The 25,182-nt window shown below is 63.5% G+C and carries 17 protein-coding genes; 7 read left to right on the top strand and 10 right to left on the bottom strand.

Translation table 11 applies throughout. The annotated features are described in order from the left end of the window. Positions 1-169 precede the first annotated feature (169 nt). A complete protein-coding gene (locus FPV16_RS12830; RefSeq protein ID WP_227438616.1) occupies positions 170-1,300 on the top strand; it encodes a saccharopine dehydrogenase C-terminal domain-containing protein in 1,131 nt (376 codons plus the stop codon). A gap of 590 nt (positions 1,301-1,890) precedes the next feature. Here FPV16_RS12830 and FPV16_RS12825 read toward each other — a convergent pair. Beyond that, the gene (locus tag FPV16_RS12825) at positions 1,891-5,619 is read right to left on the bottom strand and encodes a vitamin B12-dependent ribonucleotide reductase (protein WP_227438614.1); all 3,729 of its coding nucleotides are present in this window, start codon (positions 5,617-5,619) and stop codon (positions 1,891-1,893) included. Between the two features lie 540 nt (positions 5,620-6,159). On the opposite strand from FPV16_RS12825, the gene FPV16_RS12820 reads away from it, so the two are divergent. The 3 genes from FPV16_RS12820 to FPV16_RS12810 all read left to right on the top strand — a co-directional run bounded on the left by FPV16_RS12820 (position 6,160) and on the right by FPV16_RS12810 (position 8,064). Further along, positions 6,160-6,573: an NADH:ubiquinone oxidoreductase subunit NDUFA12 gene (locus FPV16_RS12820; RefSeq protein ID WP_227438613.1), complete on the top strand. Its 414-nt coding sequence runs from the start codon at positions 6,160-6,162 to the stop codon at positions 6,571-6,573. 233 nt (positions 6,574-6,806) lie between these two features. After that, on the top strand, positions 6,807-7,403 hold the full coding sequence (locus tag FPV16_RS12815; RefSeq protein ID WP_238253835.1) for a DUF2155 domain-containing protein: 597 nt from the start codon (positions 6,807-6,809) through the stop codon (positions 7,401-7,403). 28 nt (positions 7,404-7,431) lie between these two features. Continuing rightward, entirely contained in the window at positions 7,432-8,064 is a 633-nt protein-coding gene (locus FPV16_RS12810; protein WP_227438610.1) for a LysE family translocator, read from the top strand. 5 nt (positions 8,065-8,069) lie between these two features. Here FPV16_RS12810 and aat read toward each other — a convergent pair whose 3' ends face one another. The 7 genes from aat to FPV16_RS12775 all read right to left on the bottom strand — a co-directional run bounded on the left by aat (position 8,070) and on the right by FPV16_RS12775 (position 13,356). After that, positions 8,070-8,750, bottom strand: coding sequence for a leucyl/phenylalanyl-tRNA--protein transferase (gene aat, locus FPV16_RS12805; protein WP_227438608.1), 681 nt, complete (start codon positions 8,748-8,750; stop codon positions 8,070-8,072). Between the two features lie 122 nt (positions 8,751-8,872). Next, positions 8,873-9,205 (bottom strand): hypothetical protein, encoded by a 333-nt coding sequence (locus FPV16_RS12800; protein ID WP_227438601.1) that lies wholly within the window; start codon positions 9,203-9,205, stop codon positions 8,873-8,875. 409 nt (positions 9,206-9,614) lie between these two features. Continuing rightward, positions 9,615-10,007 carry a hypothetical protein gene (locus FPV16_RS12795; RefSeq protein ID WP_227438599.1) on the bottom strand — a complete coding sequence of 131 codons (393 nt, stop codon included), beginning with the start codon at positions 10,005-10,007 and terminating at the stop codon, positions 9,615-9,617. A gap of 54 nt (positions 10,008-10,061) precedes the next feature. Next, positions 10,062-11,423, bottom strand: a complete 1,362-nt coding sequence (gene accC / locus FPV16_RS12790) for an acetyl-CoA carboxylase biotin carboxylase subunit (RefSeq protein ID WP_227438593.1) — start codon at positions 11,421-11,423, stop codon at positions 10,062-10,064. A 10-nt stretch (positions 11,424-11,433) separates the two neighbouring features. Continuing rightward, complete coding sequence (gene accB / locus FPV16_RS12785) at positions 11,434-11,919, bottom strand: acetyl-CoA carboxylase biotin carboxyl carrier protein (protein ID WP_227438634.1); 486 nt, start codon at positions 11,917-11,919, stop codon at positions 11,434-11,436. 20 nt (positions 11,920-11,939) lie between these two features. Further along, positions 11,940-12,437, bottom strand: a complete 498-nt coding sequence (gene aroQ, locus FPV16_RS12780; protein WP_227438591.1) for a type II 3-dehydroquinate dehydratase — start codon at positions 12,435-12,437, stop codon at positions 11,940-11,942. Positions 12,438-12,546: 109 nt separating this feature from the next. Then, a complete protein-coding gene (locus FPV16_RS12775) occupies positions 12,547-13,356 on the bottom strand; it encodes a DsbA family protein (protein WP_227438588.1) in 810 nt (269 codons plus the stop codon). Between the two features lie 185 nt (positions 13,357-13,541). On the opposite strand from FPV16_RS12775, the gene FPV16_RS12770 reads away from it, so the two are divergent. Further along, positions 13,542-14,732 carry a pyridoxal phosphate-dependent aminotransferase gene (locus FPV16_RS12770; RefSeq protein WP_227438582.1) on the top strand — a complete coding sequence of 397 codons (1,191 nt, stop codon included), beginning with the start codon at positions 13,542-13,544 and terminating at the stop codon, positions 14,730-14,732. Positions 14,733-15,195: 463 nt separating this feature from the next. Here the strand turns inward: FPV16_RS12770 and FPV16_RS12765 are convergent, their stop codons facing one another. Next, positions 15,196-18,237: an Rne/Rng family ribonuclease gene (locus tag FPV16_RS12765; protein ID WP_227438581.1), complete on the bottom strand. Its 3,042-nt coding sequence runs from the start codon at positions 18,235-18,237 to the stop codon at positions 15,196-15,198. 787 nt (positions 18,238-19,024) lie between these two features. Here FPV16_RS12765 and FPV16_RS12760 point away from each other — a divergent pair. Both FPV16_RS12760 and FPV16_RS12755 read left to right on the top strand, forming a co-directional pair. Further along, positions 19,025-20,299 carry an N-acetylmuramoyl-L-alanine amidase gene (locus tag FPV16_RS12760; protein WP_227438579.1) on the top strand — a complete coding sequence of 425 codons (1,275 nt, stop codon included), beginning with the start codon at positions 19,025-19,027 and terminating at the stop codon, positions 20,297-20,299. 173 nt (positions 20,300-20,472) lie between these two features. Next, the gene (locus FPV16_RS12755; RefSeq protein WP_227438576.1) at positions 20,473-22,893 is read left to right on the top strand and encodes a penicillin-binding protein 1A; all 2,421 of its coding nucleotides are present in this window, start codon (positions 20,473-20,475) and stop codon (positions 22,891-22,893) included. 181 nt (positions 22,894-23,074) lie between these two features. Here the strand turns inward: FPV16_RS12755 and FPV16_RS12750 are convergent, their stop codons facing one another. Then, entirely contained in the window at positions 23,075-25,162 is a 2,088-nt protein-coding gene (locus tag FPV16_RS12750) for a TonB-dependent receptor family protein (RefSeq protein ID WP_227438574.1), read from the bottom strand. Between the last annotated feature and the right edge of the window lie 20 nt (positions 25,163-25,182).

The following is a 25,182-nucleotide window of genomic DNA, read 5'->3' as shown; positions in this document are numbered from 1 at the left end:
CGCATTCGTCCTTGGGCTACCGGCCGCCCGCGCCTGTCACCTTCCCGGATCTGGCCTTCCGGCTACCCATGGTCGCCACCATGCAGTAGCCTCTCAATCGGCTCGGTCCAAAATACCGGTCAGGTCACTCCTCAACGACGCCACAGGGTCGTCCGCAGAGGTGATCGAGATGAACGCCCATTCCAAGACCATTGCTGTACTCGGTGCCGGGCAGATTGGTGCGATCATCGCCCGGATGCTGGCCGAGCAGGGGCACGAGGTCACCCTCGCCGACGCCTCGCAGGCTCAGCTCGACCATGCGGCCGACGATCTCTTCCGCACTCAGATCATCGACGCAGCCGATCTCGACGCCCTTGAAGCCTTCCTCGGGCCGCGCGACATCGTCGTCAGCGCTTGCCCCTACTTCCTGAACAAGGGCATCGCGAGTGCCGCCGTTGCGACGAAGACGCATTACTTCGACCTGACCGAGGACGTGGCGACCACCGCCTTCATCAAGCAGATTGCCGCGCAGGCCGATGTGGCGCTCGTCCCGCAATGCGGGCTCGCGCCAGGGTTCATCTGCGTGCTCGGGGCCGACATGGCCGCACGCTTCGACGTGCTGAAGACGATCAAAATGCGCGTGGGCGCCCTGCCGCTTTATCCAACCAATGCACTCCGTTACAACGTGACTTGGTCGATCGACGGTCTGATCAATGAATACTGTAATCCCTGCGAGATTGTCTTCGACGGCAAGCCGATCCTCGTCCCCGCCCTCGAAGGCATCGAGAGCGTGATGATCGACGGCATCGCCTACGAGGCTTTCAACACGTCGGGCGGCCTCGGGACGCTGACGGAAACCCTGGACGGGAAGGTCCGCGATCTCAGCTACAAGACCCTTCGTTATCCGGGCCACGCCGAGATCATGAAGCTGCTCCTGCGCGGCCTCGAACTCGCCGACGACAAGGATACGATGCGCCGCATCCTGAGCCATGCGGCGCCGTTCACTCGCAAGGACGTCGTCGTGATCTTCGTCACCGGCATCGGGCAGAGGAAGGGGCGGATGGAGGAAGATTCCATCGTCCTTCGCTACGACGGCACACCGGAAATCGGGGCGATCCAGCTCACCACGGCCGCGGGCTGCGTCGCCATGGTCGAGCTTTTCCTCGCCGGCAAGCTCCCGCAGAGGGGGTTCGTCCGCCAGGAAGACGCTAAGCTCGCCGACTTCCTGGCGACGAAGACGGGCTCGCGCTTGACGAAGGAGTCGCGCGGGTCGGACGCGGCCAAGGCCGTCTATGTCCAGAACACCCGCGACGCGGCCTGAAGGGGGGCGGCTTCACCCTCGATGTCGCGTCGACGGATGCTCGCGAGCGATCCGACCAAGCTCGTCTAATGAGCCGCCTCCGGACCCTGCTCAATCCGGCCGGTGACGGCGGTCGCATGGGGCGAGAGGGTCGAGGCGGCTGGGGCCGGGCGACACCCACGATCCCGGTGGGCATGTGCGCCGAGGATGAGGCGATCGCAGCGGCAGATGACTTGATCGATAGTGCAGCCCGGTAGGGATGAAGGTTGAATCATTCCCGCTGTGAATCAGTCCATCGGTGATGCGTCGCCGTCACCTTCCCACGCAAACGGCGGGAGGACCCATATATTGTCCGGATCAATGCGTCGTCTGCGGTCGCTCCTTGGCAGGCTTGAGGAAGGTTTTCTTTGAGGCCACCTAGACCAGTTGTCGAGGCAATGAACGCGGCACTCAACGAGGGCCCACATTTACGCGTCGGCTGACATTGGCGAGACATTACGAATAAACGGAAAAACGCGCGGATTGCTCCGCGCGTTGTGTTTTCAAACGTAGCTTTATTCTGTTCTATTAGGCAGAAATACCGCTAAAAACGCAATGTTCTGGTACTTGTCTTATGAGCAGCCGGTAGTGCTACCGCAGGTGTCGCACTTCATGCACGTTCCGTTGCGTACCAGAGTAAAGTTGGCACATTCCGGGCAAGATTCACCGACATACCCCTTCAGTTTTGCTTCGGTTCGACGGTAGGCGATCGATGGACCAACTTCTGAACTAGGAAGCGAAAAGCCGAGTGCCACTGAAGCATCCTTCTCTTCAACCTTCAGCGCCGTGGCTCCCCGCAGGGCGTGAACGACACCCCCGGCCGGGGCGCTCGTTCCAGCACTCCCGGAACCGACACCCACGGTGCCTCCGGCGGGTCCGCCCTGGATCAGGGTGAGCCGATCGGCCGAGCCGCGCAGCAGACCGCGCGAGACAATGCTGGACGCCACCGGATCGGGCCTGTCGCCACCTCCGCGGCTGCCTTCGCCCTCGCCCTTGCCCATCACGGTGTTGCCGATCTCGGACGGATCGACATGGGCGAGATCCATGCGGCCGAGATACGAGATCGCCAGTTCGCGGAACACGTAGTCCAGGATCGAGGTGGCGTTCTTGATCGCGTCGTTGCCCTGCACGAAACCGGCCGGCTCGAACCGGGTGAAGGTGAAGGCGTCGACATACTCCTCCATCGGCACGCCGTATTGCAGGCCGATCGAGATCGCGATGGCGAAGTTATTCATCAGCGAGCGGAAGGCGGCGCCTTCCTTGTGCATGTCGATGAAGATTTCGCCGATGCGGCCGTCCTCGTATTCGCCGGTCCGCAGATAGACCTTGTGGCCGCCAACCACCGCCTTCTGGGTATAGCCCTTGCGCCGATCGGGCAGCTTCTCACGCGAGCGGATCCGCTCGACGCGCTCGATAACCCGCTCGACAATTTTTTCCGCGAGCTGGGCTGCCTTGGCGTTAGCAGGTTGCGCGACCAGCGCTTCGATCGCCTCCTCGGTATCCTCCTCCTCGCCGGCGATGAGGGCCGAGTTCAGGGGCTGAGAGAGCTTGGAGCCGTCGCGGTAGAGGGCATTGGCTTTAAGGGCCAGGGTCCAAGACAGCTTGTAGGCGTTTTTGCAATCCTCGACCGTGGCGTCGTTTGGCATGTTGATGGTTTTGGAGATGGCGCCCGAGATGAAGGGCTGCGCCGCCGCCATCATGCGGATGTGGCTCTCCACCGAGAGGTAGCGCTTGCCGATGCGGCCACACGGATTGGCGCAATCGAAGACCGCGTAATGCTCCTGCTTCAGGAACGGCGCCCCTTCGAGGGTCATTGCGCCGCAGATATGGGTGTTGGCGGCCTCGATGTCCTTCTTCGAATAGCCCAGGAAGGGCAGGATCTCGAAGGTGGGGTCGGCCAGCTTCTCGGCCGGAACCTTCAGCACGTCCTTGAGGAAGTCGTCACCCAGGGTCCAGCGGTTGAACACGAACTTGATGTCGAAGGCGGATTTCAGGCCCGCCTCGATGGCGGCGAGCTTGTCGTCGGTGAAACCCTTGGCGCGCAGGGAGCCCGGGTTGATGGCGGGGGCCTGACCCATCGAGCCGTGGCCGACCGCGTAGGCCTCGATCTCGGCGATCTCGGATTCGCGGTAGCCAAGAGAACGCAGCGCGTCCGGCACGGCGCGGTTGATGATCTTGAAGTAGCCGCCACCGGCGAGCTTCTTGAACTTCACCAGTGCGAAGTCGGGCTCGATCCCGGTCGTGTCGCAATCCATCACGAGGCCGATCGTGCCGGTGGGCGCGATGACGGTCGCCTGAGCATTGCGGTAACCGTGCTCCTCGCCCAGCGCGAGTGCGCGGTCCCACGCGACCTTCGCGCGTTCAGCCAAATTCCCCTGGGGGATGTTGGCGATGTCGAGGGGGACAGGGGCGATCGAGAGAAACTCGTAGCCCTGGGCCTCGCCATGCGCCGCGCGGCGATGATTGCGGATGACCTTGAGCATGGCATCCGCGTTCTCGTCGTAGCCCGGGAAGGGCCCGAGCTCGGCCGCCATCTCGGCGGAGGTCGCATAGGCGACGCCGGTCATGATCGCGGTCAGGGCACCGGCCAGCGCCCGGCCCTTATGCGAATCGTAGGGCAATCCCATGCTCATCAGCAAGCCGCCGATATTGGCGTAGCCGAGGCCAAGGGTGCGATAGCGGTAGGAAAGCTCCGCGATCTCCTTCGAAGGGAACTGCGCCATCATCACCGAGATCTCGAGGACCACTGTCCAGAGACGGTTGAGGTGCTCGAAGGCGGCCACGTCGAATTCGCCGCTGGCGCGGTCGTACATCGTCAGCAAGTTGGCGGAAGCAAGATTGCAGGCCGTATCGTCGAGGAACATGTACTCGGAGCACGGATTCGATGCGCGGATCCGGCCGGCCGACGGGCAGGTGTGCCAATCGTTCATGGTCGTATTGAAATGCAGACCGGGATCGGCGGACGCCCAGGCCGCTTCGCCGATCTTGTCCCACAGCTCGCGGGCCTGCACCGTTTTCATCGTCTTGCCGGTGGTCCGAGCCGTCAGATGCCATTCCTCGTCCCGCTCGACTGCGCGTAAAAAATCGTCAGTGAGTGAGACGGAGTTGTTCGAGTTCTGGCCGGCCACCGTGAGATAGGCCTCGGAATCCCAATCGGTGTCGTAGACGGGGAAATCGATTTTGGTGAAACCCTGGCGGGCGAACTGGATGACGCGCTTGGTGTAGCCGTCCGGCACCATCTCCTTGCGGGCGGCCTTGACGGCCTTCTTGAGGACGGGATTACGCTCGACGTCGAAACAGGCATCACCCTCGGCCTCGCACTGGGTGCAGGCCTTCATCACCGCCTGGAGGTGCTTCGAGACGATCTTGGAGCCTGTGACAAGGGCCGCGACCTTCTGCTCCTCCTTCACCTTCCAATCGATGTACTGCTCGATATCCGGGTGGTCGATGTCGACGATGACCATCTTGGCCGCACGCCGGGTGGTGCCGCCGGACTTGATCGCGCCGGCCGCCCGGTCGCCGATCTTGAGGAACGACATCAGCCCCGACGACTTGCCGCCGCCGCCGAGCTTCTCGTTCTCGCCGCGCAGCATGGAGAAGTTGGAGCCGGTGCCGGAACCGTACTTGAACAGGCGGGCTTCGCGGACCCACAGGTCCATGATGCCGCCTTCATTGACGAGGTCGTCCTGCACACCCTGAATGAAGCAGGCGTGCGGCTGAGGGTGCTCGTAGGACGAGGCCGACTTCACCAGCTCGCCGGTGCGGTAATCGACATAATGGTGGCCCTGCGCCGGGCCGTCGATGCCGTAGGCCCAATGAAGGCCGGTATTGAACCATTGCGGCGAGTTCGGCGCGACCATCTGCTTGGCCAGCATGAAGCGAAGCTCGTCGAGGAAGGCGGAGGCATCCTCCTCCGAGGTAAAGTAGCCGCCCTTCCAGCCCCAATAGGTCCAGCAGCCGGCGAGCCGGTCGAACACCTGGGTGGATGAGATCTCGGAGCCGGAGCGCTCGGCCTCAGGCAGTTCCGCCAGGGCGGCATCGTCGGCCACAGAGCGCCACAGGAAGGAGGGAACGTCGTTCTCCTCGACCTTCTTCAGGCGCGCCGGTACGCCAGCCTTGCGGAAGTACTTCTGCGCCAGCACGTCGCTAGCGACTTGGCTCCAGCTGTCCGGCACCGAGATGCCGTCCAGTCGGAACACGATCGATCCGTCCGGATTGCGAATCTCGCTCAGCGCCTTGCGGAAGGCGATGGATGCGTAGGGGGATTGCCCGGCCGTAGTGTAACGCCGCTCGAACCGCATGAACCCTGTATCCCTTGTCGAAGAGTCGACGATGCCGCCGCGCCCTGCGCAGCCGCTGATTCATTGGAGTCTGACGAAGGTAAGCGCTCGCTAACGCTCGCGACGCGCTGTCAGATGGCCGAAAAAACTTAGAGCTACCGGACCGAACCCTTCGTTCCGGCGACCATCGAAAGCTATCCCGGACAGGCACTCCACGTCAACAACTTGTGTGTGCCGGCTATGTTCCGCGCTATATGTTGTGGTCTCTCTCGAAAACCTGTGGATATCGCGACGGAGGCGATAAGTCCTGTTTTCCGTTGCAGGAATCCGGCCGAAAAAATTCTGAGTTCACAGGGCGGTCGCCGTCTCGGCCATGTAAGGCTTTGGTTAAGACGCGTCGGTGTGGGATTCCCGCAGCACCGCCTCCCTTGGCGCCTACACGCTGATCGGGCTCCGAAGACACTCCCCGGCCCGACTCGCCCTGGACTTCGTGCCAGCCCCTGACCATAGTCCTGGCCAACGAAGGACGGGCGGCGCGCCGGTCCGGTTCAGGCAAGCGCGATGGCTCTCAAGGACACGCTTCTGCGGATCTTCACCTGGTGGAACGGGCAGACCATGTCGCTCGCGGTAATGACCGCTCGGCACGGCCAGCTGGTCGGCACGGACGATTTCGGAAACACCTATTACAAGGCCCTCGGACCACTGATCGACCGCTCGGTCGGCCCGGAGCGGCGCTGGGTCGTGTATAAAGGCTATGCCGATGCCTCGAAGGTCCCGCCCGGTTGGCGCGGCTGGCTCTGTCACAACGGTGACGTTCCCCCGAGCGAGGAGAGCTACACCCCGCGCGAGTGGCAAAAGCCGCATGTGGAGAACCTCACCGGAACCAGCGCCGCTTACCGCCCGAAGGGATCTCAGCTCAATCCTGGCAACAAGGCCGTGACGGGCGGCGACTACGCGGCCTGGAGCCCCGAATAGCGCTTCGCCGAATGAGAGATGCCGCCGGCACTGGTTCCCGTTCCAACCGTCGCGCCGCCCTTTTTACACCATGCTTGGCCTGTCTATCGGTGCATAACATCGCGACCGCCCTGGCTTAGGGCAGACGCCTCATCGTCCCGCGCCGGGTAAGCCGCATGCTCGTTCACCGCAATCTGCATCTCGCCCTGAGGGCCGGCCTCCTGTTCGCGGGCGCCGCGGCGCTCAGCCTGCCGATGACTGGCCATGCCCTCGCCGACAAGATCAAGAATCCAACCGCGGTGTTCTCTGGCCTCGACAAGATCACGGGGCGGATCGTGTCGTTCGAAGTTGCGGTGGACGAGACCGTGCAGTTCGGTGCACTGCAAATGACCCCGCGCGTCTGCTACAGCCGGCCGCCCACCGAGAGCCCGAAGACCACGGCCTTCCTCGAAGTCGACGAGGTAACCCTCGACAACAAGTACCGCCGCATCTTCACAGGCTGGATGTTCGCGGCGAGCCCCGGGCTGCATGCGATCGAGCATCCGATTTACGATGTGTGGCTCGTGGATTGCAAAGGTGGCAACGACATCATCGCCGAGGCTCGCGAGCAGGAAGACGTGCCCGCCATGGCCTCGAAGCCGGAAAAGACCAAGCGCCAGCGGAACTCAGACCCGACGCGTACGGCCCAGCAGGTCAACCCGAACGGGCAGGTCGATGTTGAGGCGCCGCGTGGAGTTCCGGTGCAGCCGAAGCAGAAGCCATCGCGAAAGTTCTTCCCGACCAACGAAGGCCCGGCGCCTGCGCCGCCGCCGCAGCAGCCGCAATCGATCTTCGACGCCATCTTCCGGTAGGATCGGCCGGGCAACAAAGTCTCGCAGCATGCCCGACGCCATCACACTTCTAGCCTTCGCGGGCGTCTCCCTCGGCATGGTGCTGACGCCGGGGCCGAACATGGCCTATTTGGTGTCTCGCGCGATATGCCAGGGCTATGCGGCAGCCCTTGTTTCTCTCTGCGGGATCGCGCTGGGTTTCGTTGTCTACATGCTCTGCGCCGCCTTTGGCATCACCGCACTGATCCTGGCGATCCCGTACGCGTATGACGCACTGCGGCTGACCGGCGCCCTCTATCTCGGTTATCTCGCTTGGCAGGCGCTGAAGCCCGGCGGCCGCTCGCTGTTCGAGGTGAGCCGGCTCGCCCCAGACAGCCGGATACGGCTCTTCAGCATGGGCTTCCTCACCAACTTACTGAATCCGAAGATCGCGATGCTTTACCTTGCGCTCCTGCCACAATTCGTGACGCCCACGGGCGGCGCGGTGCTGGGACAGACGCTTATTCTAGGCTCTGTCCAGATTGTAATCAGCGTCTCGGTGAATGCAGCGATCGCTTTGGCAGCGGGATCGATTGCGCTCTTTCTGTCCCGTAACCCGGGATGGCTGAGGGCCCAGCGCTGGATCATGGGCAGCGTGCTCGGCGGCCTCGCCCTGCGTATGGCCCTCGATAGCCGACGCTGAGGCGCTCATTCCACCACGGAAAGTGCCGCTAGCACGTTCTCGCCGCTCACGGTCCGCTCCCTCGGCCAGACATCCCATACTGCTTCTTCAGCGATCGCCTCGGCGAGGCGACGCTTGTAGACATGGCGCGGAACCTCTTCGGCTCCGAATTGGATCAGATGGTCCGTCACGAACTGTGTGTCGGCGAGGCGATATCCACCCGTCCGCAACCTCGCCATCAGATGCACGAGGGCAACCTTCGAGGCGTCGCGAGAAACGTGAAACATGCTCTCGCCGAAGAAGGCCGCACCGAGCGAAACGCCATACAGCCCGCCGACGAGCCGTCCGTCGGCATAGACCTCGATCGTATGCGCGTGACCGGCATCGTACAGGGCGCCGTAGAGTTCACGGATGCGCGCATTGATCCAGGTCTTCTCACCATCCCCTCGCGGAGCGGCGCAGCCCGCGATGACGCCATCGAAATTTGAGTCGGTCCGTACCTCGAAACGGTCGGACCGAATTGTGCGGGCGAGCCGGCGGGAGACGTGGAAATGGTCGATCGGCAGAATCCCGCGCGCCTTCGGCTCGACCCAGTAAATGGTCGGGTCATCGGCATCCTCCGCCATGGGAAAGATTCCGGCGGCATAGGCCTTCAGCAAGATCTGCGGGGTGATGTCCACGCGGTCGCCGTCGTGGTCGTGCTGCATGATGCCCAATGTGACGCCTCGGACGCGCGAAAGCCAGAGCAACGAGCGTTATCTAGCGTCGCGCCAACGAAAAAGGCGGAGCTCTCGCTCCGCCATCACGTTCGATGAAATGGGCCGATTTTTTAGAACTCCGGGCCGCCCGAAGTCGTACCGAGGTTCGGGTTGGAGCGCTGGTTCTGCTCGGCGTTGCCGCCCTTTGCCGAATCCTCGAACACCGCTTCGCGGTTCGAGATGAAGGGACCGCTACGGACGCTGCCGGTATCCTCCACATCAAGACGATCATCGGCATCGCGATAGGCGCCGTAGACGGAAGGATGGTCGATCGGGCCGCCGGCAGTGGTACCAGCCTGCGGGAAGGACCGCTCCGGCTGACCGACATTTCCTGACGGGGACTGAGCGAAGGCAGCGGTCGCGCTCAAGGTAGCAGCGACGAGGGCAAGGGTGATGGTGCGCATGGTCGGGTCTCAATTACGATGAGTTAGGATCGGCCTCTCGGTAGCTGCCTGCTGACATCAGGAGGGGCGCTTGCCGGGCCGGACTGCTCAACAAGCCATTGCCGATCGAGACGTTCCGAAGATAATGAGCCGACGAAGTGTCGCATCTTCGGGGGGATGAAGCTGGATATAGACTACCCAGGAGTCAAGGAATGTGATTTTAAAGAACCAAATTTCTATTTTATGGCAGATCCATATCGGTATTTGGAAGAAAACACTAAAAGCTTTTCACACCCGTGATGACAAAATCGTTGTGTGTCGTGACATCGCGCACGAACCGAAGACCTCGCCACCGTTTGAGCCTTCAAAATAAAAAAGCCGGCCCATGAGGGCCGGCTGTTTTACTAATAGCGTCGTTGTCCTAATTGGATCAGCGGGCGGGGCCACCGGAGGTCGAACCGATGTTCGCTCCCATGCCCTTGTTGGTCTGATCGGCGTTGCCGCCCTTCGCGGAATCAACCGCGCCAGCTCCAGGAGACATGCCGTTCTCTCCCACAGGGCGATTCATGCTGCCAGTTGCTGGCGGCACGTCACGAGTGGACGGATTGTCGAGGGGCCCGCCCGTGGTCGTACCAGCCTGTGGCACTGCGCGCTCCGGCTGCGATACGTTGCCGGACGGCGACTGCGCCAGGACGGGGGAAGCGGCAAAGACTAGAGCGGCGGTGGTCAACTTCACGATATGCATAAAGATCGTCCTTCTCGACTTAGGCTCCAGTTGCGCGGGGACCTGTCCCTCGATTGCGCGCAATGAGAAACTCTTCATCGAGAGAACGGGGTTCGAGCGGAGCGGTTCCTATCTGCTGGCAGCACAAGCCGTTCAGGTCATAGTCTCAGCGAGACCGCCGGCTTCGAGAAACCCCTCCAGCCAGTGGATGTCGTAAGCACCATCGAGAACCTGCGGATTCCTCACAAGAGTGCGGAAGAGCGGAAGGGTCGTGTCGACTCCCGCGACGACGAACTCGTCGAGGGCCCGACGCAAACGCATCAAGCATTCATGCCGGGTACGTCCGTGGACAATGAGCTTTCCAATGAGAGAATCGTAGTGTGGCGGGATCCGGTAGCCCTGGTAGGCGGCCGAATCCACGCGCACGCCGAGGCCCCCGGGCGGATGGAAATAGGTGATGAGGCCCGGCGATGGACGGAAGGTCGCCGGATGCTCGGCATTGATCCGACACTCGATGGCATGACCCGTGACCTTGATGTCGTCCTGCGTTACCGAGAGCGGCAGGCCGGCCGCGACGCGGATCTGCTCGGCAACCAGATCGACCCCAGTGATCATCTCCGTCACCGGATGCTCCACCTGGATGCGCGTGTTCATCTCGATGAAGTAGAATCGCCCATCCTCGTAGAGGAACTCGACCGTTCCGGCGCCGATGTACTGCAGCTCCTGCATCGCCCGGGCGCAGACGCCGCCGATTTCTGCACGGGTCGCCTCGTCGATTACCGGCGATCCGCCTTCCTCCCAGACTTTCTGGTGGCGGCGCTGGAGCGAGCAATCGCGCTCGGCGAGGTGAACGGCCTTGCCGCGGCCATCGCCCAGAACCTGAACTTCGATGTGGCGCGGCTTCTCGAGATACTTTTCGAGATAGACCGCATCGTCACCGAACGCCGCTTTGGCTTCGGTGCGCGCCATGTCGAGGGCCTGTTCGAGGTCGACTTCCGTACGGGCCACCTTCATGCCGCGGCCGCCGCCGCCCGAGGCGGCCTTCACCAGTACCGGATAGCCGATCTCCGCCGCGATGCGCTTGGCCTCGACAGGATCCTCGACGCCGCCTTCGGAGCCGGGCACGCAGGGGATGCCGAGGCGCTTGGCCGTCCGCTTGGCTTCGATCTTGTCGCCCATGATGCGGATATGCTCGGCCTTCGGGCCGATGAAGCCGATATTGTGGTGCGCCAGCACTTCGGCAAAGCGCGCATTCTCCGACAGGAAGCCATAGCCAGGATGTACCGCATCCGCGCCGGTGATCTCGCAGGCGGCAATGATCGAGGGGATGTTGAGATAGCTGTCCCGAGCCGAAGGCGGACCGATGCAGACGCTCTCATCGGCGAGCCGCACATGCATGGCATCGGCATCCGCCGTCGAATGCACCGCCACGGTGGCGATCCCGAGTTCCTTGGCCGCGCGCAGCACGCGCAGGGCGATCTCGCCACGATTGGCGATCAGGATCTTTTCGAACATGGGGGCACTATCACTCGATGACGAGGAGGGGTTCGCCGAACTCGACCGGCTGACCATCCTCGAAGAAGATCGCAGTTACGGTGCCTGCACGGGGCGCGACGATCTCGTTGAAGGTTTTCATCGCCTCGATCAGAAGCAGCTTTTCCCCTGCCGCCACCTGGGACCCGATATCGACGAAAGCCTTCGCATCCGGCGAGGGGCGGCGATAGGCGGTGCCGACCATGGGGGAGGGCACGGCGCCCGGATGACCGGCCCCGGCCTTGGCGCGCTCACCGACGGCGCCGGGTCCGGCCACGGGGAGCGCTGCCGCAACGGGAGCGGCCACCGCCAAAGCGGGGGCAGGGGCCGCCACCTGGACATGCACGGGCTCGATCCGGCGCACGACGCGGATGCGCAGGTCACCCTTCTCCACTTCAATCTCGGTCAGATCCGTCTCGGTCACGAGTTTGGCGAGTTCGCGCACGAGCTCGGGATCGAAAGGTTCGTTCTTAGGCATCGGCACCTTGGCCATTCCGGTCAGTCTTGAGAGTTGGCGTCCGACGAAGCGTCAGACAGGAGAGAAGGGAGAGATGGCAGGCGAGCCTGGAGCAACCGCGCAAGAGCTTCCAGACCGAGACCGTAGCTGTGCGGACCGAAACCGCAGATCATCCCGGCGCAGACGGGCGCAATGAGCGATACATGCCGGAAGGCTTCGCGTGCATGGACGTTCGAAAGATGCACCTCGACTGCAATGGCGCCGCTACCGGCGATCGCGTCACGCAAGGCGACGGATGTATGGGTATAGGCGGCAGCGTTAATGAGTACCCCGGCTCCGGTGAGGCCCGCCTCCTGGACGAAACCGACCAGTTCGCCCTCGTGGTTGGTCTGACGCACAGTCAGTGCGACGCCGAGCGTCTCAGCGCGCGCACGAAGATCGCGCTCGATGTCGGCGAGCGTCGCGGTCCCGTAGATGCCGGGCTCGCGGCGCCCCAGGAGGTTGAGGTTCGGTCCATGAAGGACGTGGATCGGAATCATGACATCGCGTTCGAAGCGCCGGCAGCGCGGAGCGGCCGGGGCGGTGGTCCTAAACGATCGTTCCGGATAGCGACAGGTGCGAGCGGGAACAATCGCCAACCGCGAGTCTTCAGCAACTCGCGTGGCCGCACTGGCGGATATCGCCGATGGTTTTGCGGATCGGCTCCACGCCGACAGCGCCAGGAATGATCTCATCGCCGATGATGAAAGCGGGCGTGCCGGAAAGGCCGAGCTTGTCACCGAGGCCGACATTCTCTGCGAGCGCTGCCTTCACCTCCGCCCCCTGCGCATCCTTCTGCAGCTTGGCGATATCCAGGCCCATATCCTTGGCCAAGGCGATCGCACGCTCGCCGTTGACGCGGCCCTTGCTCTCCAAAAGCTTAACGTGGAACTCGAACAGCTTATCGCCTTTGAGCTGCTGCTTGGCGGCCAGCGAGATCTTGCTGGCTTCGAGGGATTCCGCGCCGAGGACCGGGAAGTCCTTCAAAACTACGCGCAGCTTGGGATCGCCCTTGACCAGCGTTTGAATGTCAGCGAGTGCCTTGCGGCAATAGCCGCAATTGTAGTCGAAGAACTCCACCAGAGTGACGTCGCCGGTCGGGTTGCCGACCACGACGCCGTGAGGTGAATTGACCAGAGCCTCACGGGATTCTTTCAGAGCGGCGGATTGCGCCAGCTTCTGCGTTTCCTGCTGTCGCCGCTCGCCCTCGGCGATGGCCTCCTGCAGGACATCGGGATTCTTGACGAGGTAATCCTTGATGATCGCCTCAATCGCCTGACGCTGCACATCGGTGAAGGCTGCAGCCGCGGCAGGGGCCGTCTGCGAGGGCGCCGGCGTCTGCGCAACGGCGCTTGAAACGCCGGAGGCCAGCGCGCCAGCGAGGGCAACGGACGAAAGAAGGTGGCGAAGCAGGCGCATTGATCCTCGCGGGGTCGCGTCCCATCGGCCGTGATCAGGCTCGGGACAACCGGTCGTTAGTCGCCGGGTTAGGCGTTTTCGCGGCGGCGGGTCAATTGTTCGCCAGACCCGCCACATCCCGCACCGAAGACGTGGAACAGATCGGCGGCCTGGAAGGGGAGGGCGCGGGGGAGTAAGCCAGCGTTATGACATCAAACGCCGATCGCCCTGACATCAGCATCTCCGGCAAGGCCTCCCTGCGCGCGAGCCGCGTAGCACCCTTCCTTGCCATGGACATCATGGCAGCCGCTGCGATCCGCGACAGACAGGGTGATGGCGTGATCCATATGGAGATCGGCCAACCCTCTGCTCCTGCGCCGCGTTGCGTGATCGAGGCCGCACAACGGGCTCTGGAAACCGGTAAGCTGCCTTATACCGATGCCTGTGGAATTCCGGCCCTTCGTGAGCGTATCGCCCGGTCTTATCGCGACACCTATGGGGTCACTGTGGCACCCGATCGGATCGTCGTCACCACAGGCTCCTCGGCTGGCTTCGTTCTGGCGTTTCTCAGCCTGTTCGATGCCGGCGCGCGCATTGCGGTGCCTCAGCCGGGCTATCCCGCCTATCGCAGTATCCTCCACGCATTGGACCTCGTTCCCGCACCCATGATCCTGCGGAACGAGGACCGCTTCGCTCCGACGAGTGAGGCTTTGCGCGCCCTCCATCGCCGCGAGGCCCTATCCGGAATCCTGGTGATGAGCCCGGCCAATCCGTCGGGCACGGTCATCGAACCCGCCCGTCTCGCGGAGCTCTGTGCGACTGCGCGCGATCTTGGGCTCCCCTTCATCTCGGACGAGATCTATCACGGGCTCAGCTACGGCATGCCCACTGAGACCGCGCTAAAATTCGATGACGACGCCATCGTCATCAACTCGTTCTCGAAGACCTTCTGCATGACCGGCTGGCGCATCGGCTGGATGGTGGTTCCGCCCTGGCTGATTCGGCCCGTCGAGCGGCTGGCGCAGAACCTCTACATATCCGCCCCCTACCTGTCGCAGGTCGCAGCGCTGGCGGCCTTTGACGCAGTGGAGGAGGCAGAGACGATCCGCCTCGGCTACGCCGCGAACCGGGCGTTGCTGCTCGACGCGTTTCTTTCCCTTGGCCTCGGGCGAACACATCCGGCCGATGGCGCCTTCTATCTTTATGCCGATGTCGCCGAACTCACCGACGACGCGTCATACTTCTGTCGCCGGATGCTGGAGCAGGCTGGGGTGGCCGCGACCCCTGGCCTCGATTTCGACGCTACCGAGGGAGGCCACCATGTGCGGTTCTCCTTTGCGGGATCCGAACAGGATTGCGTGGAAGCCGTGCGGCGCCTGAAGTCATGGCTTCGGTGAGGTCTCCCCCATCGACATGAAAATGGACCCGGATCGCTCCCGGGTCCTTCGGTCTCGTTGCTCGGCGCCGCGTTTAGCGGAACATTTCAGGAATCCGCCCGATTCAACATAGATGCCCGGTGCCGCCGTGGAGGTCTGGAACGTGATCGAACCGATCACTGCATCGCCGTCCATTTCGAAGTTCCAGCATTGGTCATCTGGCGGAAGTCACCACCGAAGGCAGCGCAGTCGGTCTTGTTCAGATCGATGTCGTGGTAGCGTACATCGCGGCCGATGTTCTCGTCGGTGTAGGTCAGGCCGACGTTCCCATAGAGTTAGCTCGGAAGGTTGAAGGAATTGAACCGTCCGATATCCGTGTCAAATCCGATAGGGGAGTACTAAGCAACGCGGCGCGTTCGACAGGGCCGCATCCACTCGGATGCGGCCCTGTCGAACGACATATCTTGCGCGTTGGACCCTTGGCTTACTCGCCGGTAAGAGCGGCCTTGGTCCGCGACCACCAGCCGGCGCGCTTCGGGCGATCGGGATCGATTGGTGTCAGCACTACGGCCACCGGCTCGGGCGCCGGAACCGGATTGGGTACAGGATCGGTGGTGATGTCCGATGGAACCGTGTCGATCGGCGCTGCCTCGGACGTCGCCGTTTCTACGGCCAGAGATGAGGACTCATCGGCCACCGGCAGGTCCACCGCCATGGTCGCGTATACGGCCTCAACGGGCTCTTGCGGCAGATCAGTCGGAGCCGGAGCCGAAACCGGTGTCGTCTCGTCGGCCGAGACGAGCGCGGCCTGATCAACGTCGGCTTCCTCACGCGGACGGCCGTCGTTGCGGTCACGTCCGCGTCCACCCCGGCGTCCACGTCGGCGGCGGCGGCCGGCACCCTCGTCGTCGGACGATTCGGAGCGAGGCATCGCCTCACCGTCTGGAGCATCCGTTACGGCGACCTCATCGGTCTGACTTCCTCGAGCCCGATCTTCCGTACCTTCACCGGTCTGATCGTCGCTGTCTCGGCTCTCGCCATCTACATCGTCGTCGCCGGACTGCTCATCTTCGCCAGTCGCGTGATCACCTGACGATTCGCCGGTCTCATGACGACCACCACGCCGCCGCCGCCGCCGACGGCGACCGCCCGAGCGGCCTTCACCGTTACCTTCGCTGGACTTTTCGGGCGATGCCTCCGGCTCCACCGCTTCAGCCTCAGCCTCAAGGATGGCCTCTTCTTCTTCGTCGCCGTCAATATCGTCGTCGGCATCGAGTTGGGGCGAAATCGCGACGGCGCGGATCCCAGTCACGGGGCCCTCGCTCCGGATCGCCAACTCGCCCCGATCGAGCTGGAACGCCGATGTCGCGGCCAGCCGCTCGTCCGCGGCGATCGTGACGCTGACGCCGAAGCGGATCTCCAACTCGCGCAGATGCGCGCGCTTTTGGTTGAGGATGTAGAGGGCCGCCTCGGTGCGGGTGCGCAGAATGAGGTTGTGGGTCGTGCTTTTGAGAAGCGACTCCTCAATGGCGCGCAGGATCTGCAGGGCCACCGATGCCGTGGCGCGGACATAGCCCGAGCCACCGCAATGGACGCAGGGGAGCGACGAGCTCTCCAGCATGCCGGTGCGGATACGCTGACGGCTCATTTCGAGCAGACCGAAGGGAGAGATGCGGCCTACCTGAATGCGAGCGCGGTCGTTCTTCAGGCAATCGTTGAGCTTCTTTTCGACGGCGCGGTTGTTGCGCTTCTCCTCCATATCGATGAAGTCGATGACGACGAGACCGGCGAGATCGCGCAGGCGAAGCTGGCGGGCTACCTCTTCGGCCGCCTCCAGATTAGTCCGCAAAGCCGTGTCCTCGATGTCGTGCTCACGGGTCGAGCGGCCCGAATTGACGTCGATGGAGACAAGGGCTTCGGTCGGGTTGATGACGAGATAGCCGCCGGATTTCAGCGTCACATGCGTCGAGAACATTGCGTCGAGCTGCTGCTCGACGCCGTGGCGCGCGAAGATCGGCGTTGGGTCGCGATAGGGCTGCACCACTTTGGACTGGCCCGGCATCAGCATGCGCATGAAGTCGCGCGCCTCGCGGTAAGCCTCGTCACCCGCCACCAGGATGTCGTCGATATCCTTGTTGTAGAGGTCGCGGATGGCGCGCTTGATGAGCGAGCCTTCCTCATAGACCAGGGCCGGCGCTGAAGAGGACAGCGTCAACTCGCGCACGCTCTCCCAAAGGCGCATCAGATATTCGAAGTCGCGCTTGATCTCTGGCTTGGTCCGAGACGCACCCGCGGTGCGCAGGATCACACCCATGCCTTCCGGCACCTCGAGATCCTGGGCGACTTCCTTGAGACGCTTGCGGTCGGCGGCCGATGTGATCTTACGAGAAATACCGCCGCCACGGCCGGTATTAGGCATCAGCACGGAGTAGCGGCCGGCCAGCGACAGATACGTGGTGAGCGCCGCGCCCTTGGTGCCGCGCTCTTCCTTGACGACCTGGACCAGGATGATCTGGCGGCGCTTGATCACCTCCTGGATCTTGTAGTGGCGGCGATAGGTACGGGGACGCTCGGGAATCTCGGCCAGAGCGTCGCCGTTGCCGCCGACCTGGGCGATCTTGTGCTCGCCGTCCTCGCTATCACGCTCGTCGTCCGAATCCTCGTCGTCGGATTCGTCCTCATCCTCATCGTCGGAATCGTCGTCCTCATCCGAGTCGTCTTCTTCGGAATCGTCCCGATCGTCGTCCTCGTCTTCGAGAGCGGAGGCATCCGGATGACCTTCGGCCACTGGTTCCGCCACGGCATCCTCCGCAGGAGGCGCCATTTCGAGGCTGAGCGTGGGAGTTTCGATGGGGGCAGCTGGCTCACCCTCGAGGGAGGCGGGCGGCAGGTCCGACGACGCATCCGAACCTGGCTCGATGGAGGCGGCGGCGGGCGCACCAGCATCGGCCGCGGCCGATTCGTCTTTCACCATCTCGTCTACGGCCTTCTCCGAAGGCGCGACGGGATCACCCTGACTTGCGATCTCGGGCACGATGGGATGTTCGCCCGACTCGTTGTTCTGCGGCGCATGATCCAGAGGCGTCTGCTCGTCGAAGGGTCCTGCCTCGACGGCTTCGGACACGTCGTCCGCACTCACCGTCTCGCTGGTCTTGGCCGATGCGGCCTCTGCGCGACGGCCACGCGAGCGGCGGCGCGGCTTGCGCTCCTCGCGCTCGCGGTGCTCCTCGGCGTCCCTCGCCTCGTCTTCCAGCAACGCCTGACGGTCGGCGAGCGGGATCTGATAATAGTCGGGATGAATCTCGCTGAAGGCGAGGAAGCCGTGGCGGTTGCCGCCATACTCGATGAAAGCGGCCTGGAGCGACGGCTCCACCCGGGTCACCTTGGCGAGATAGATGTTGCCGCGAAGCTGACGCCGGTTTGCCGCTTCGAAGTCGAACTCCTCGACCCTAGACCCGTGGACCGTGACGACCCGGGTCTCTTCCGGGTGCATCGCATCGATGAGCATCTTGTTGTTGTTGGCCATGATGAACTTTCATGGCGATCGACGTCGTCCTTCTGCAGCCGAACTGTCCCGGCGAAGCGCTGCCCGGTTTCGGCCCATCGGCCGCCGGGGGGAACGCACGCCCAGGCCCGAAGAGGCGGGCCAGGGGGGCTTTGGGGAAGGGATTGCCGTCAACCGCCGCTAGGCGCCGGTGATCGGCGCGGGTGGGGTTGAACATGGCCAGGGCCGACGGCGAACCGGCGCCACGCGAAACGCGTACGCTTTGAACACGAGCAACGGCAACCGATGCTGTGCGTCCGTCCATCCGCTCCCTGACCTCACGAAGACTTTGAGGCCGAGCAAATGCCGGCCGCTGATTTCCAGAACGACGCCTCGGCGAAACGATCGCCGCATGCACCGGTACCTCCCCGGACTTAAAGACGCCGACGGACTTGACGCGGAGAGCCGACTGAAAGGCGACACGGCCACTGGCCAGGACGCTCTTGCGGGCCGCGAGTGAGACCGCACGACACCCAAGGAGGGACATTACCATTACAGATCGTCGCGGGCTCTTGGCAAGCAGCAAGACCATCGCCGTCACAACTTTGACTCCGTCTCGTCCCTGCGGTCGTCCGGTCTGGTCCTGTCGCCCCACAGCAACATACCGGCAGCTTCGCCACCAGGCGGGAGAGGAACGGTTAACCATCACGGCCGTATCCCTTATCGAACGCTCTCGCTTCCGAAGGTCGTCTGGTCCCAGAGATCCCCTGGTCCCAAAAGTCTTCGGGTTCCGAGGGGCCCTGGTTTCAGGACAACGATTGCCGGATCGATGCCGCCTCTCGCTCGCATGCTGCGCCACGCAATCCTCCTATCGACCTTCGTGATGGCTGTTCCGGTCGCGGCCCAGGACGACATTCGGACGAATCCAGCGGTATCCGGCCAGCATTCGGCGGTCGCCATTGCGGCGGATCTCTCCACCGGCGTGGGCGGATCGACCAAGCTCACCCTCACGTTGTCTAGGCCGATCGAGGCGCGCACCTTCGTCATGGAGCGGCCTGATCGGGCGGTCATCGACCTTACGGAAGTGAACTTCCAGCTCGGACCGGACACCGGCCGACGTCGCGAAGGGTTGGTCTCGTCCTTCCGATACGGCCTGTTCGCTCCCGGGCGCTCGCGCATCGTCGTCGATCTTGCTCAGCCTGCCATAGTCGGGCGCATCGAGACGACGACGCGGATACGGGACGGTGCCATCCTCCTTTCGGTGGAGTTCCAGAAAGCCGACCGCGACACCTTCCGCCGCGCGGCCGTGGCGAACGACCCGTCTCCTCCAGCCCGCAAGGAAGCGATCGCGGAACCGACGGACTCCCGGCCGTTGATCATGATCGATGCCGGTCATGGCGGCATCGATCCAGGGGCCATCGCCGCCACCGGCATTTTTGAGAAGGACATCGTCTTCGGTTTCGCCCAGGCTCTCGTTGGCAAGCTCGAAGCCTCCGGACGCTACCGGGTGCGGATGACACGCGATCGCGACGTGTTCGTTCCGTTGGCTGAACGTGTGCGAATCGCCCGCGAAGCGAGCGCCGACCTCTTCGTGTCGATCCACGCCGATTCCATTTCCTCGGCCCCGCAGGTGCGCGGCGCCACGATTTATACCGGCTCGGAAAAGGCCACGGACGCCGAATCGGCCAAGCTCGCGGAACGCGAGAACAAGGCGGACTCCACCGCAGGCACGGATTCCGGCGAAGGCCCCGGCCATATCGCCGACATCCTTCAGGAACTCACCCTACGCGAGACGCGCACCTTCTCCTCGGGCTTCGCCAAAGGGCTGATGTCCTATCTCGGCCCGGTGATGGAGATGAGCCCCAAACCTCATCGCGAGGCCGGTTTCGTCGTGTTGCGCTCTCCCGACGTGCCCTCTGTTCTGGTCGAGCTCGGTTACCTGTCGAGTAAGCGCGACCTCGATTTGCTCCAGTCGGAATCCTGGCGAGCCGACGTCACCGGCGGCATGGCGAAAGCCATCGACGCGTTCTTTGCCAACCGTACTTCCCTGACACGGCCGGTGCCGCCGCGCCGCTCTGCAGCAATCGCCCCAGTTTCACCATAGATACGGTGTGAAACCGGGGCTCACGGCGCCCCGGCCCGGAACAGGCGTCCCACGCCTTCCAAACGATCGCGGGTCGTCGCGTCACTCTTGCCTTTCCGGGGCGATCGAGGTCTCGGTCATCCTCGCCTCTCGGCCGGACCGGCAGCGGCAGATCATCGACGGACGGGACCCGGATGCGCTTCATCCTTCGTTTCTTCGGCTTCCTGTTCAGCATCGGGGCGATGTTGTTCGTGCTGCTGTCGGCAGCCGGCGCGTATTTCTATTACACCTACAGCCAGGATCTGCCCGACCACGCTGCCCTCGCCAATTACGAGCCGCCGGTGATGAGCCGCGTCCACGCAGCGGATGGCAGCCTGCTCGCCGAATATGCCAACGAGCGCCGGCTCTACCTGCCGATCCAGGCGATGCCGAAGATCGTCGTGGCTGCCTTCCTCTCGGCCGAAGACAAGAACTTCTACAAGCATGGCGGCATCGACCCCGAGGGTGTCGTGCGTGCGATCCTGACCAACGCGAAGAGTGGCAAGAAGCAGGGCGCCTCGACCATCACCCAGCAGGTGGCCAAGAACTTCCTGCTCACCAACGAGCAGACCTTCGACCGCAAGATCAAGGAGGCGTTGATCGCCCTGCGGATCGAGTCGGCCTACTCCAAGGACAAGATCCTCGAGCTCTACCTCAACGAGATCTTCCTCGGCACCATCGTGCCCGGCCGCAACCTGCACGGGGTCGCCGCCGCCGCGCTCGATTATTTCGGCAAGTCCGTCCACGAACTGACGATCAACGAGGCGGCCTATCTGGCTGCGCTGCCGAAGGGGCCCAACAACTATCATCCTTATCGTCAGACCCAGAAGGCTCTGGACCGCCGGAACGAGATCATCGGCCTGATGGCCGTCAACGGCTACATCACGAAGGAAGAAGGCGAAGCCGCACGTAAGATGCCGCTCGGCGTCAACCCGCGCGTCGCTTTCGCCAACGCCGCCAACGCCAACTACTTCACGGAAGAAGTCCGTCGCGAGATCACGGAACGCTACGGCGAGAAGAAGCTCTACGAAGGCGGACTCTCCGTACGCGCCACCCTCGATCCAAAGATGCAGGCCTGGGCGCGCAAGGCGCTCGTGGACGGCCTGATCCGCTACGATCAATCCCACGGCTGGCGTGGAGCTCAGGCCAAGGTCGATCTCGTCGGCCGCGATTGGGGCTTCGCCGTCGCCGAAGTGCCGGGCCTCGGTGACGTGCAGCCCTGGCGTCTCGCCGTAGTCCTGAGCACGACTGGCGGTGTTGCACAAATCGGCCTGCAGCCCCGCCGAGAGGCATCTGGCCAGGTCTCAAAGGATCGTGAGATCGGGACTATTGCCGCCGACGGCACCCGCTGGACCGGACGCTCGCCTTCTGCCGCGCTCAATGCCGGCGATGTCATCTATGTCGAGGCCATCGATGGCGGTCGCGGACAATACCGGCTGCGCCAGCGCCCCGAGGTCTCCGGCGCCATCGTCGCCATGGATCCCTATACCGGACGCGTCCACGCCATGGTCGGCGGCTTCTCCTATGACGAGAGCCAGTTCAACCGTGCGACGCAGGCCCAGCGCCAGCCGGGCTCGTCGTTCAAGCCGATCGTCTACTCGGCGGCCCTCGACAACGGTTACACGCCGTCTTCGATCGTTCAGGATTCGCCGATCACCATTGAGGCGGGTCCCGGACAGGAAGCATGGTCGCCCTCGAATTATGACGGCAAGGCCGGTGGCCCGCATACGCTCCGCTACGGGATCGAGCATTCGAAGAACCTGATGACCGTGCGTCTGGCCAAGGATGTCGGCATGCCGCTCATCGCCGAATACGCCCGCCGCTTCGGCGTCTACGACGATATGCTCCCCGTCCTGCCGATGTCGCTCGGTGCGGGCGAGACTACGGTCATGCGCATGGTCACCGCCTATTCCATGCTGGCCAACGGCGGCCGTCGCATTCGTCCGACCCTTATCGACCGCATACAGGATCGTGTCGGCGAAACCATCTACAAGCACGACAACCGCAAGTGTCTCGGCTGCGACGCAGAAAAGTGGTCCGGCCAGGACGAGCCGAAGCTGGTGGATGATTCGGAGCAAGTTCTCGATCCGCTGACCGCCTACCAGATGGTCTCGATCATGGAAGGTGTGGTCCAGCGCGGCACCGCGACGTTGCTGAAGCAGATCGGCAAGCCGCTCGCTGGCAAGACCGGCACCACGAACGATGCCAAGGACGCGTGGTTCGTCGGCTTCTCGCCGGACCTCGCGGTCGGGGTCTATATCGGCTTCGACAAGCCACGCTCACTCGGCGACCGCGCCACCGGTGGCGGTCTCGCGGCGCCTGTCGCCCTCGACTTCCTAAAGCAAGCCCTGAAGGACAAGCCGCCGACGCCATTCCGTGTGCCGCCCGGCATCAAGCTGATCCGCGTCAACGTCGCCTCCGGTATGCGCGCCGGCTCCGGCGAAGGCTCCGGTACGATCCTTGAGGCGTTCAAGCCGGGCACAGCCCCGCCGGACGCCTACGTCGCGGCTCCCGCCGCTCCCGCCGCAGTGCCGGCAGACGCCGACCGTGCAGCCCAGGCTGGTGGATTATACTGAAGGGGAGCCCTTCGGGTCTCCATCCCGGGTCATTGAGCGCTGCAGCGCTCGATGACCCGGACGTCGCATTAAGCCGAGGCGTCCATAGGAGCCGGTGACCGGGAAGCGAGACCCCGTCCCGATCCAGCCTGACGCCCCATCCAATACGGCAGTTTTGCCCGGGTAAGGGAACCCCCCATCCTCAGAACGACGCCCGCACGCCCCCGAAGAAGCTGCGGCCGACGCCTGGGTAGAAGGCGATCGGATCACCCCTCATCGTCGCAGCGTTGTTGACCACCGCCACATCCGAGACGTAGCGCGTGTCGGCAAGATTGCGGGCGTCGAGGAACAGCGACACCCCATTCGAGAAGTCGATGCCGGTTTGGACGTTAAACAGGGTGTAGCCGGGCACCTGCAGGGTGTTGGCGTGATCCGCGAAGGCGCCTTTCGGCACCCAATCCAGAGAAGGGCTGAAGTGGAAACCGCTCGGGTGAGTGTAGGTGACGACGCTGCGTAGTACGTCCCGCGGGATGCCGGCGATGCGATTGTTGCCGAATTGCGGGTCGCCGACGAAGCGGAAGTCATTGTGCGTCCAGATCTGCGACGCCGAGATTCGATCTCCGGTCCCGGTGAGGTCGCGAACGATATCGAGGGAGACGGCCGCCTCGACGCCCTGATGGACAGTGCGCGGCGCGTTGAAGGTCGCCGCGGGGATGTTTCGGCCGGGATCGACTGAGAAGTTGATGAGCTCGTCCCGGATTTCCGAGCGATAGAGCGTCACGTCCCAGGCAAGCCGGTCTAGGCGGCCTCGCGTGCCGGCCTCATAGGTCCAGGCCTGCTGAGCCTGGAGCGGCACGAACTGCGTCGTCATGCCGATCGTCTGGGTCAGGTCAGTGAAGTCGGGCACGTCACGGGAGCGGGTGATGTCGGCGAAGACCTGGATGTCGGGCCGCGGCTGCCAGATCAGGCCGAGCTTCGGGTTGATCCCCTGATAGGTCCGGTTGTCGAATTTCACCGCCGGGTTGGGGCCGAAGCCGCCCTTGTCGCTATAGGTCCGGTTCGAGGAAAATGCCTTCGCCCCGGCCATCAGGGCGACATCGGGCAGGAACCAGAAGCGGTTCTCGCCATAGGCCTCGTAGTTAGAGGAACTCTGCAGGGCGTTTAGCGTCTGCGCGCCGCGCTGTCCGGCGACGTTTTGGAACTGCAGCGCCGAGTTCTGACCGGCGAAGGCACGCAGGCCGAGGATCGTGTCGTTGCGGTATCCGCCGATGTCGAAGGTGCCGGCCCAATGCGGGGAGATGCCGTAGGTCCAACCGTCCTGGTCGATGACCTGGAAGATCGGGTGATAAAGCGATTTGTGGATCGCCCAGGTGTCGATGTCGAGCTTGCCCACATCGAGGGCGAACGAGGTGCGGTTGGCCACCCGCTCCGTCTCGACCTTGCGCGACTGGTTACCCGAAATGGCGTTCGCATTGGCCATTGTGGGGTTGTTGAGCGTGTTTAAGAGTGTGAGCGTTCCGGGCAGCTTTTGATCGGTGAGGTAGATGCCGACGTAGAACCGCGTCTCGATACCGGGGGCGAGCTGGTAACCAACATTGGCGTTGAAATTCTGAGTCCGCTGGGTTTCATGATCACGAAAACCAGCGGAATTGGTCAGCGTGCCACTGACGAGGAAATCGGCTGGGCCCGAGATCCGCGAGAACTGGAAGTGCTCGCGGATGGTGCCGAAGCTGCCGCCATCGACGCGCAGCATGTTCGGCGCGAAGGCCGTCTGTGCTGTCGGCGTGACAAAGTTGATTGCGCCGCCGAGCGTCGTCGCACCGAAGGTCAGCGCGTTTCCGCCCCTGTAGACCTCGACCGAGCGCAGCGCGAGCGGATCGATCTGGTAGAAGTCTCCGCTTCCGTCCGCCGCGTTCACCGGGATGCCATCCTGCAGGAGTTCCAACCCACGCAGATGAAAGCCGCGCGAAATACCGGAGCCGCGCACCGACAGGCGCATCTCCTGACCGTAGCGCTGCTGCACGAACACACCGGGCGTGTCCTTCAGGACGTCGCGCAGGGTATTGGCGTAGCGATCCTGGAAGTCCTTGGCATCGACAAAGGCCACTGAGCCGACGGTGGCGTTCACCGCAGCCCGTTGTGCGGCAACGCTCGGCACGGTGAGTGAACCGGACGTTGGCCCTTGGACGCTGAGCTCAGGCAGCTCGGCATTCGCCACGCCTTGAGCGAAGGCGGATGTGGAGGATAGGAGGGTAAGCGCGAACGCCCCCGGAAGACGTAACGACGGCATGGCAGGAAGCTCCGGATCCC

Origin of the sequence: Methylobacterium sp. W2 (assembly GCF_020662345.1) — a bacterium.
Taxonomy (GTDB): Bacteria; Pseudomonadota; Alphaproteobacteria; order Rhizobiales; family Beijerinckiaceae; genus Methylobacterium.
Note: the sequence above shows the minus strand (reverse complement) of the source record. Positions and strands in the feature narration are given on the sequence as shown.

What these genes read in the sequence shown, in the direction of transcription:
- FPV16_RS12755 (WP_227438576.1), top strand. Translation starts at nt 20,473, where the DNA reads ATGCGCTTCATCCTTCGTTTCTTCGGCTTCCTGTTCAGCATCGGGGCG.
- FPV16_RS12760 (WP_227438579.1), top strand. Translation starts at nt 19,025, where the DNA reads ATGCCGCCTCTCGCTCGCATGCTGCGCCACGCAATCCTCCTATCGACC.
- FPV16_RS12830 (WP_227438616.1), top strand. Translation starts at nt 170, where the DNA reads ATGAACGCCCATTCCAAGACCATTGCTGTACTCGGTGCCGGGCAGATT.
- FPV16_RS12765 (WP_227438581.1), bottom strand. Translation starts at nt 18,237, where the DNA reads ATGGCCAACAACAACAAGATGCTCATCGATGCGATGCACCCGGAAGAG.
- FPV16_RS12750 (WP_227438574.1), bottom strand. Translation starts at nt 25,162, where the DNA reads ATGCCGTCGTTACGTCTTCCGGGGGCGTTCGCGCTTACCCTCCTATCC.
- FPV16_RS12775 (WP_227438588.1), bottom strand. Translation starts at nt 13,356, where the DNA reads ATGCGCCTGCTTCGCCACCTTCTTTCGTCCGTTGCCCTCGCTGGCGCG.
- aat (WP_227438608.1), bottom strand. Translation starts at nt 8,750, where the DNA reads ATGCAGCACGACCACGACGGCGACCGCGTGGACATCACCCCGCAGATC.
- FPV16_RS12815 (WP_238253835.1), top strand. Translation starts at nt 6,807, where the DNA reads ATGACTGGCCATGCCCTCGCCGACAAGATCAAGAATCCAACCGCGGTG.
- accB (WP_227438634.1), bottom strand. Translation starts at nt 11,919, where the DNA reads ATGCCTAAGAACGAACCTTTCGATCCCGAGCTCGTGCGCGAACTCGCC.
- FPV16_RS12800 (WP_227438601.1), bottom strand. Translation starts at nt 9,205, where the DNA reads ATGCGCACCATCACCCTTGCCCTCGTCGCTGCTACCTTGAGCGCGACC.
- FPV16_RS12825 (WP_227438614.1), bottom strand. Translation starts at nt 5,619, where the DNA reads ATGCGGTTCGAGCGGCGTTACACTACGGCCGGGCAATCCCCCTACGCA.
- FPV16_RS12795 (WP_227438599.1), bottom strand. Translation starts at nt 10,007, where the DNA reads ATGAAGAGTTTCTCATTGCGCGCAATCGAGGGACAGGTCCCCGCGCAA.
- FPV16_RS12820 (WP_227438613.1), top strand. Translation starts at nt 6,160, where the DNA reads ATGGCTCTCAAGGACACGCTTCTGCGGATCTTCACCTGGTGGAACGGG.
- FPV16_RS12810 (WP_227438610.1), top strand. Translation starts at nt 7,432, where the DNA reads ATGCCCGACGCCATCACACTTCTAGCCTTCGCGGGCGTCTCCCTCGGC.
- accC (WP_227438593.1), bottom strand. Translation starts at nt 11,423, where the DNA reads ATGTTCGAAAAGATCCTGATCGCCAATCGTGGCGAGATCGCCCTGCGC.
- aroQ (WP_227438591.1), bottom strand. Translation starts at nt 12,437, where the DNA reads ATGATTCCGATCCACGTCCTTCATGGACCGAACCTCAACCTCCTGGGG.
- FPV16_RS12770 (WP_227438582.1), top strand. Translation starts at nt 13,542, where the DNA reads ATGACATCAAACGCCGATCGCCCTGACATCAGCATCTCCGGCAAGGCC.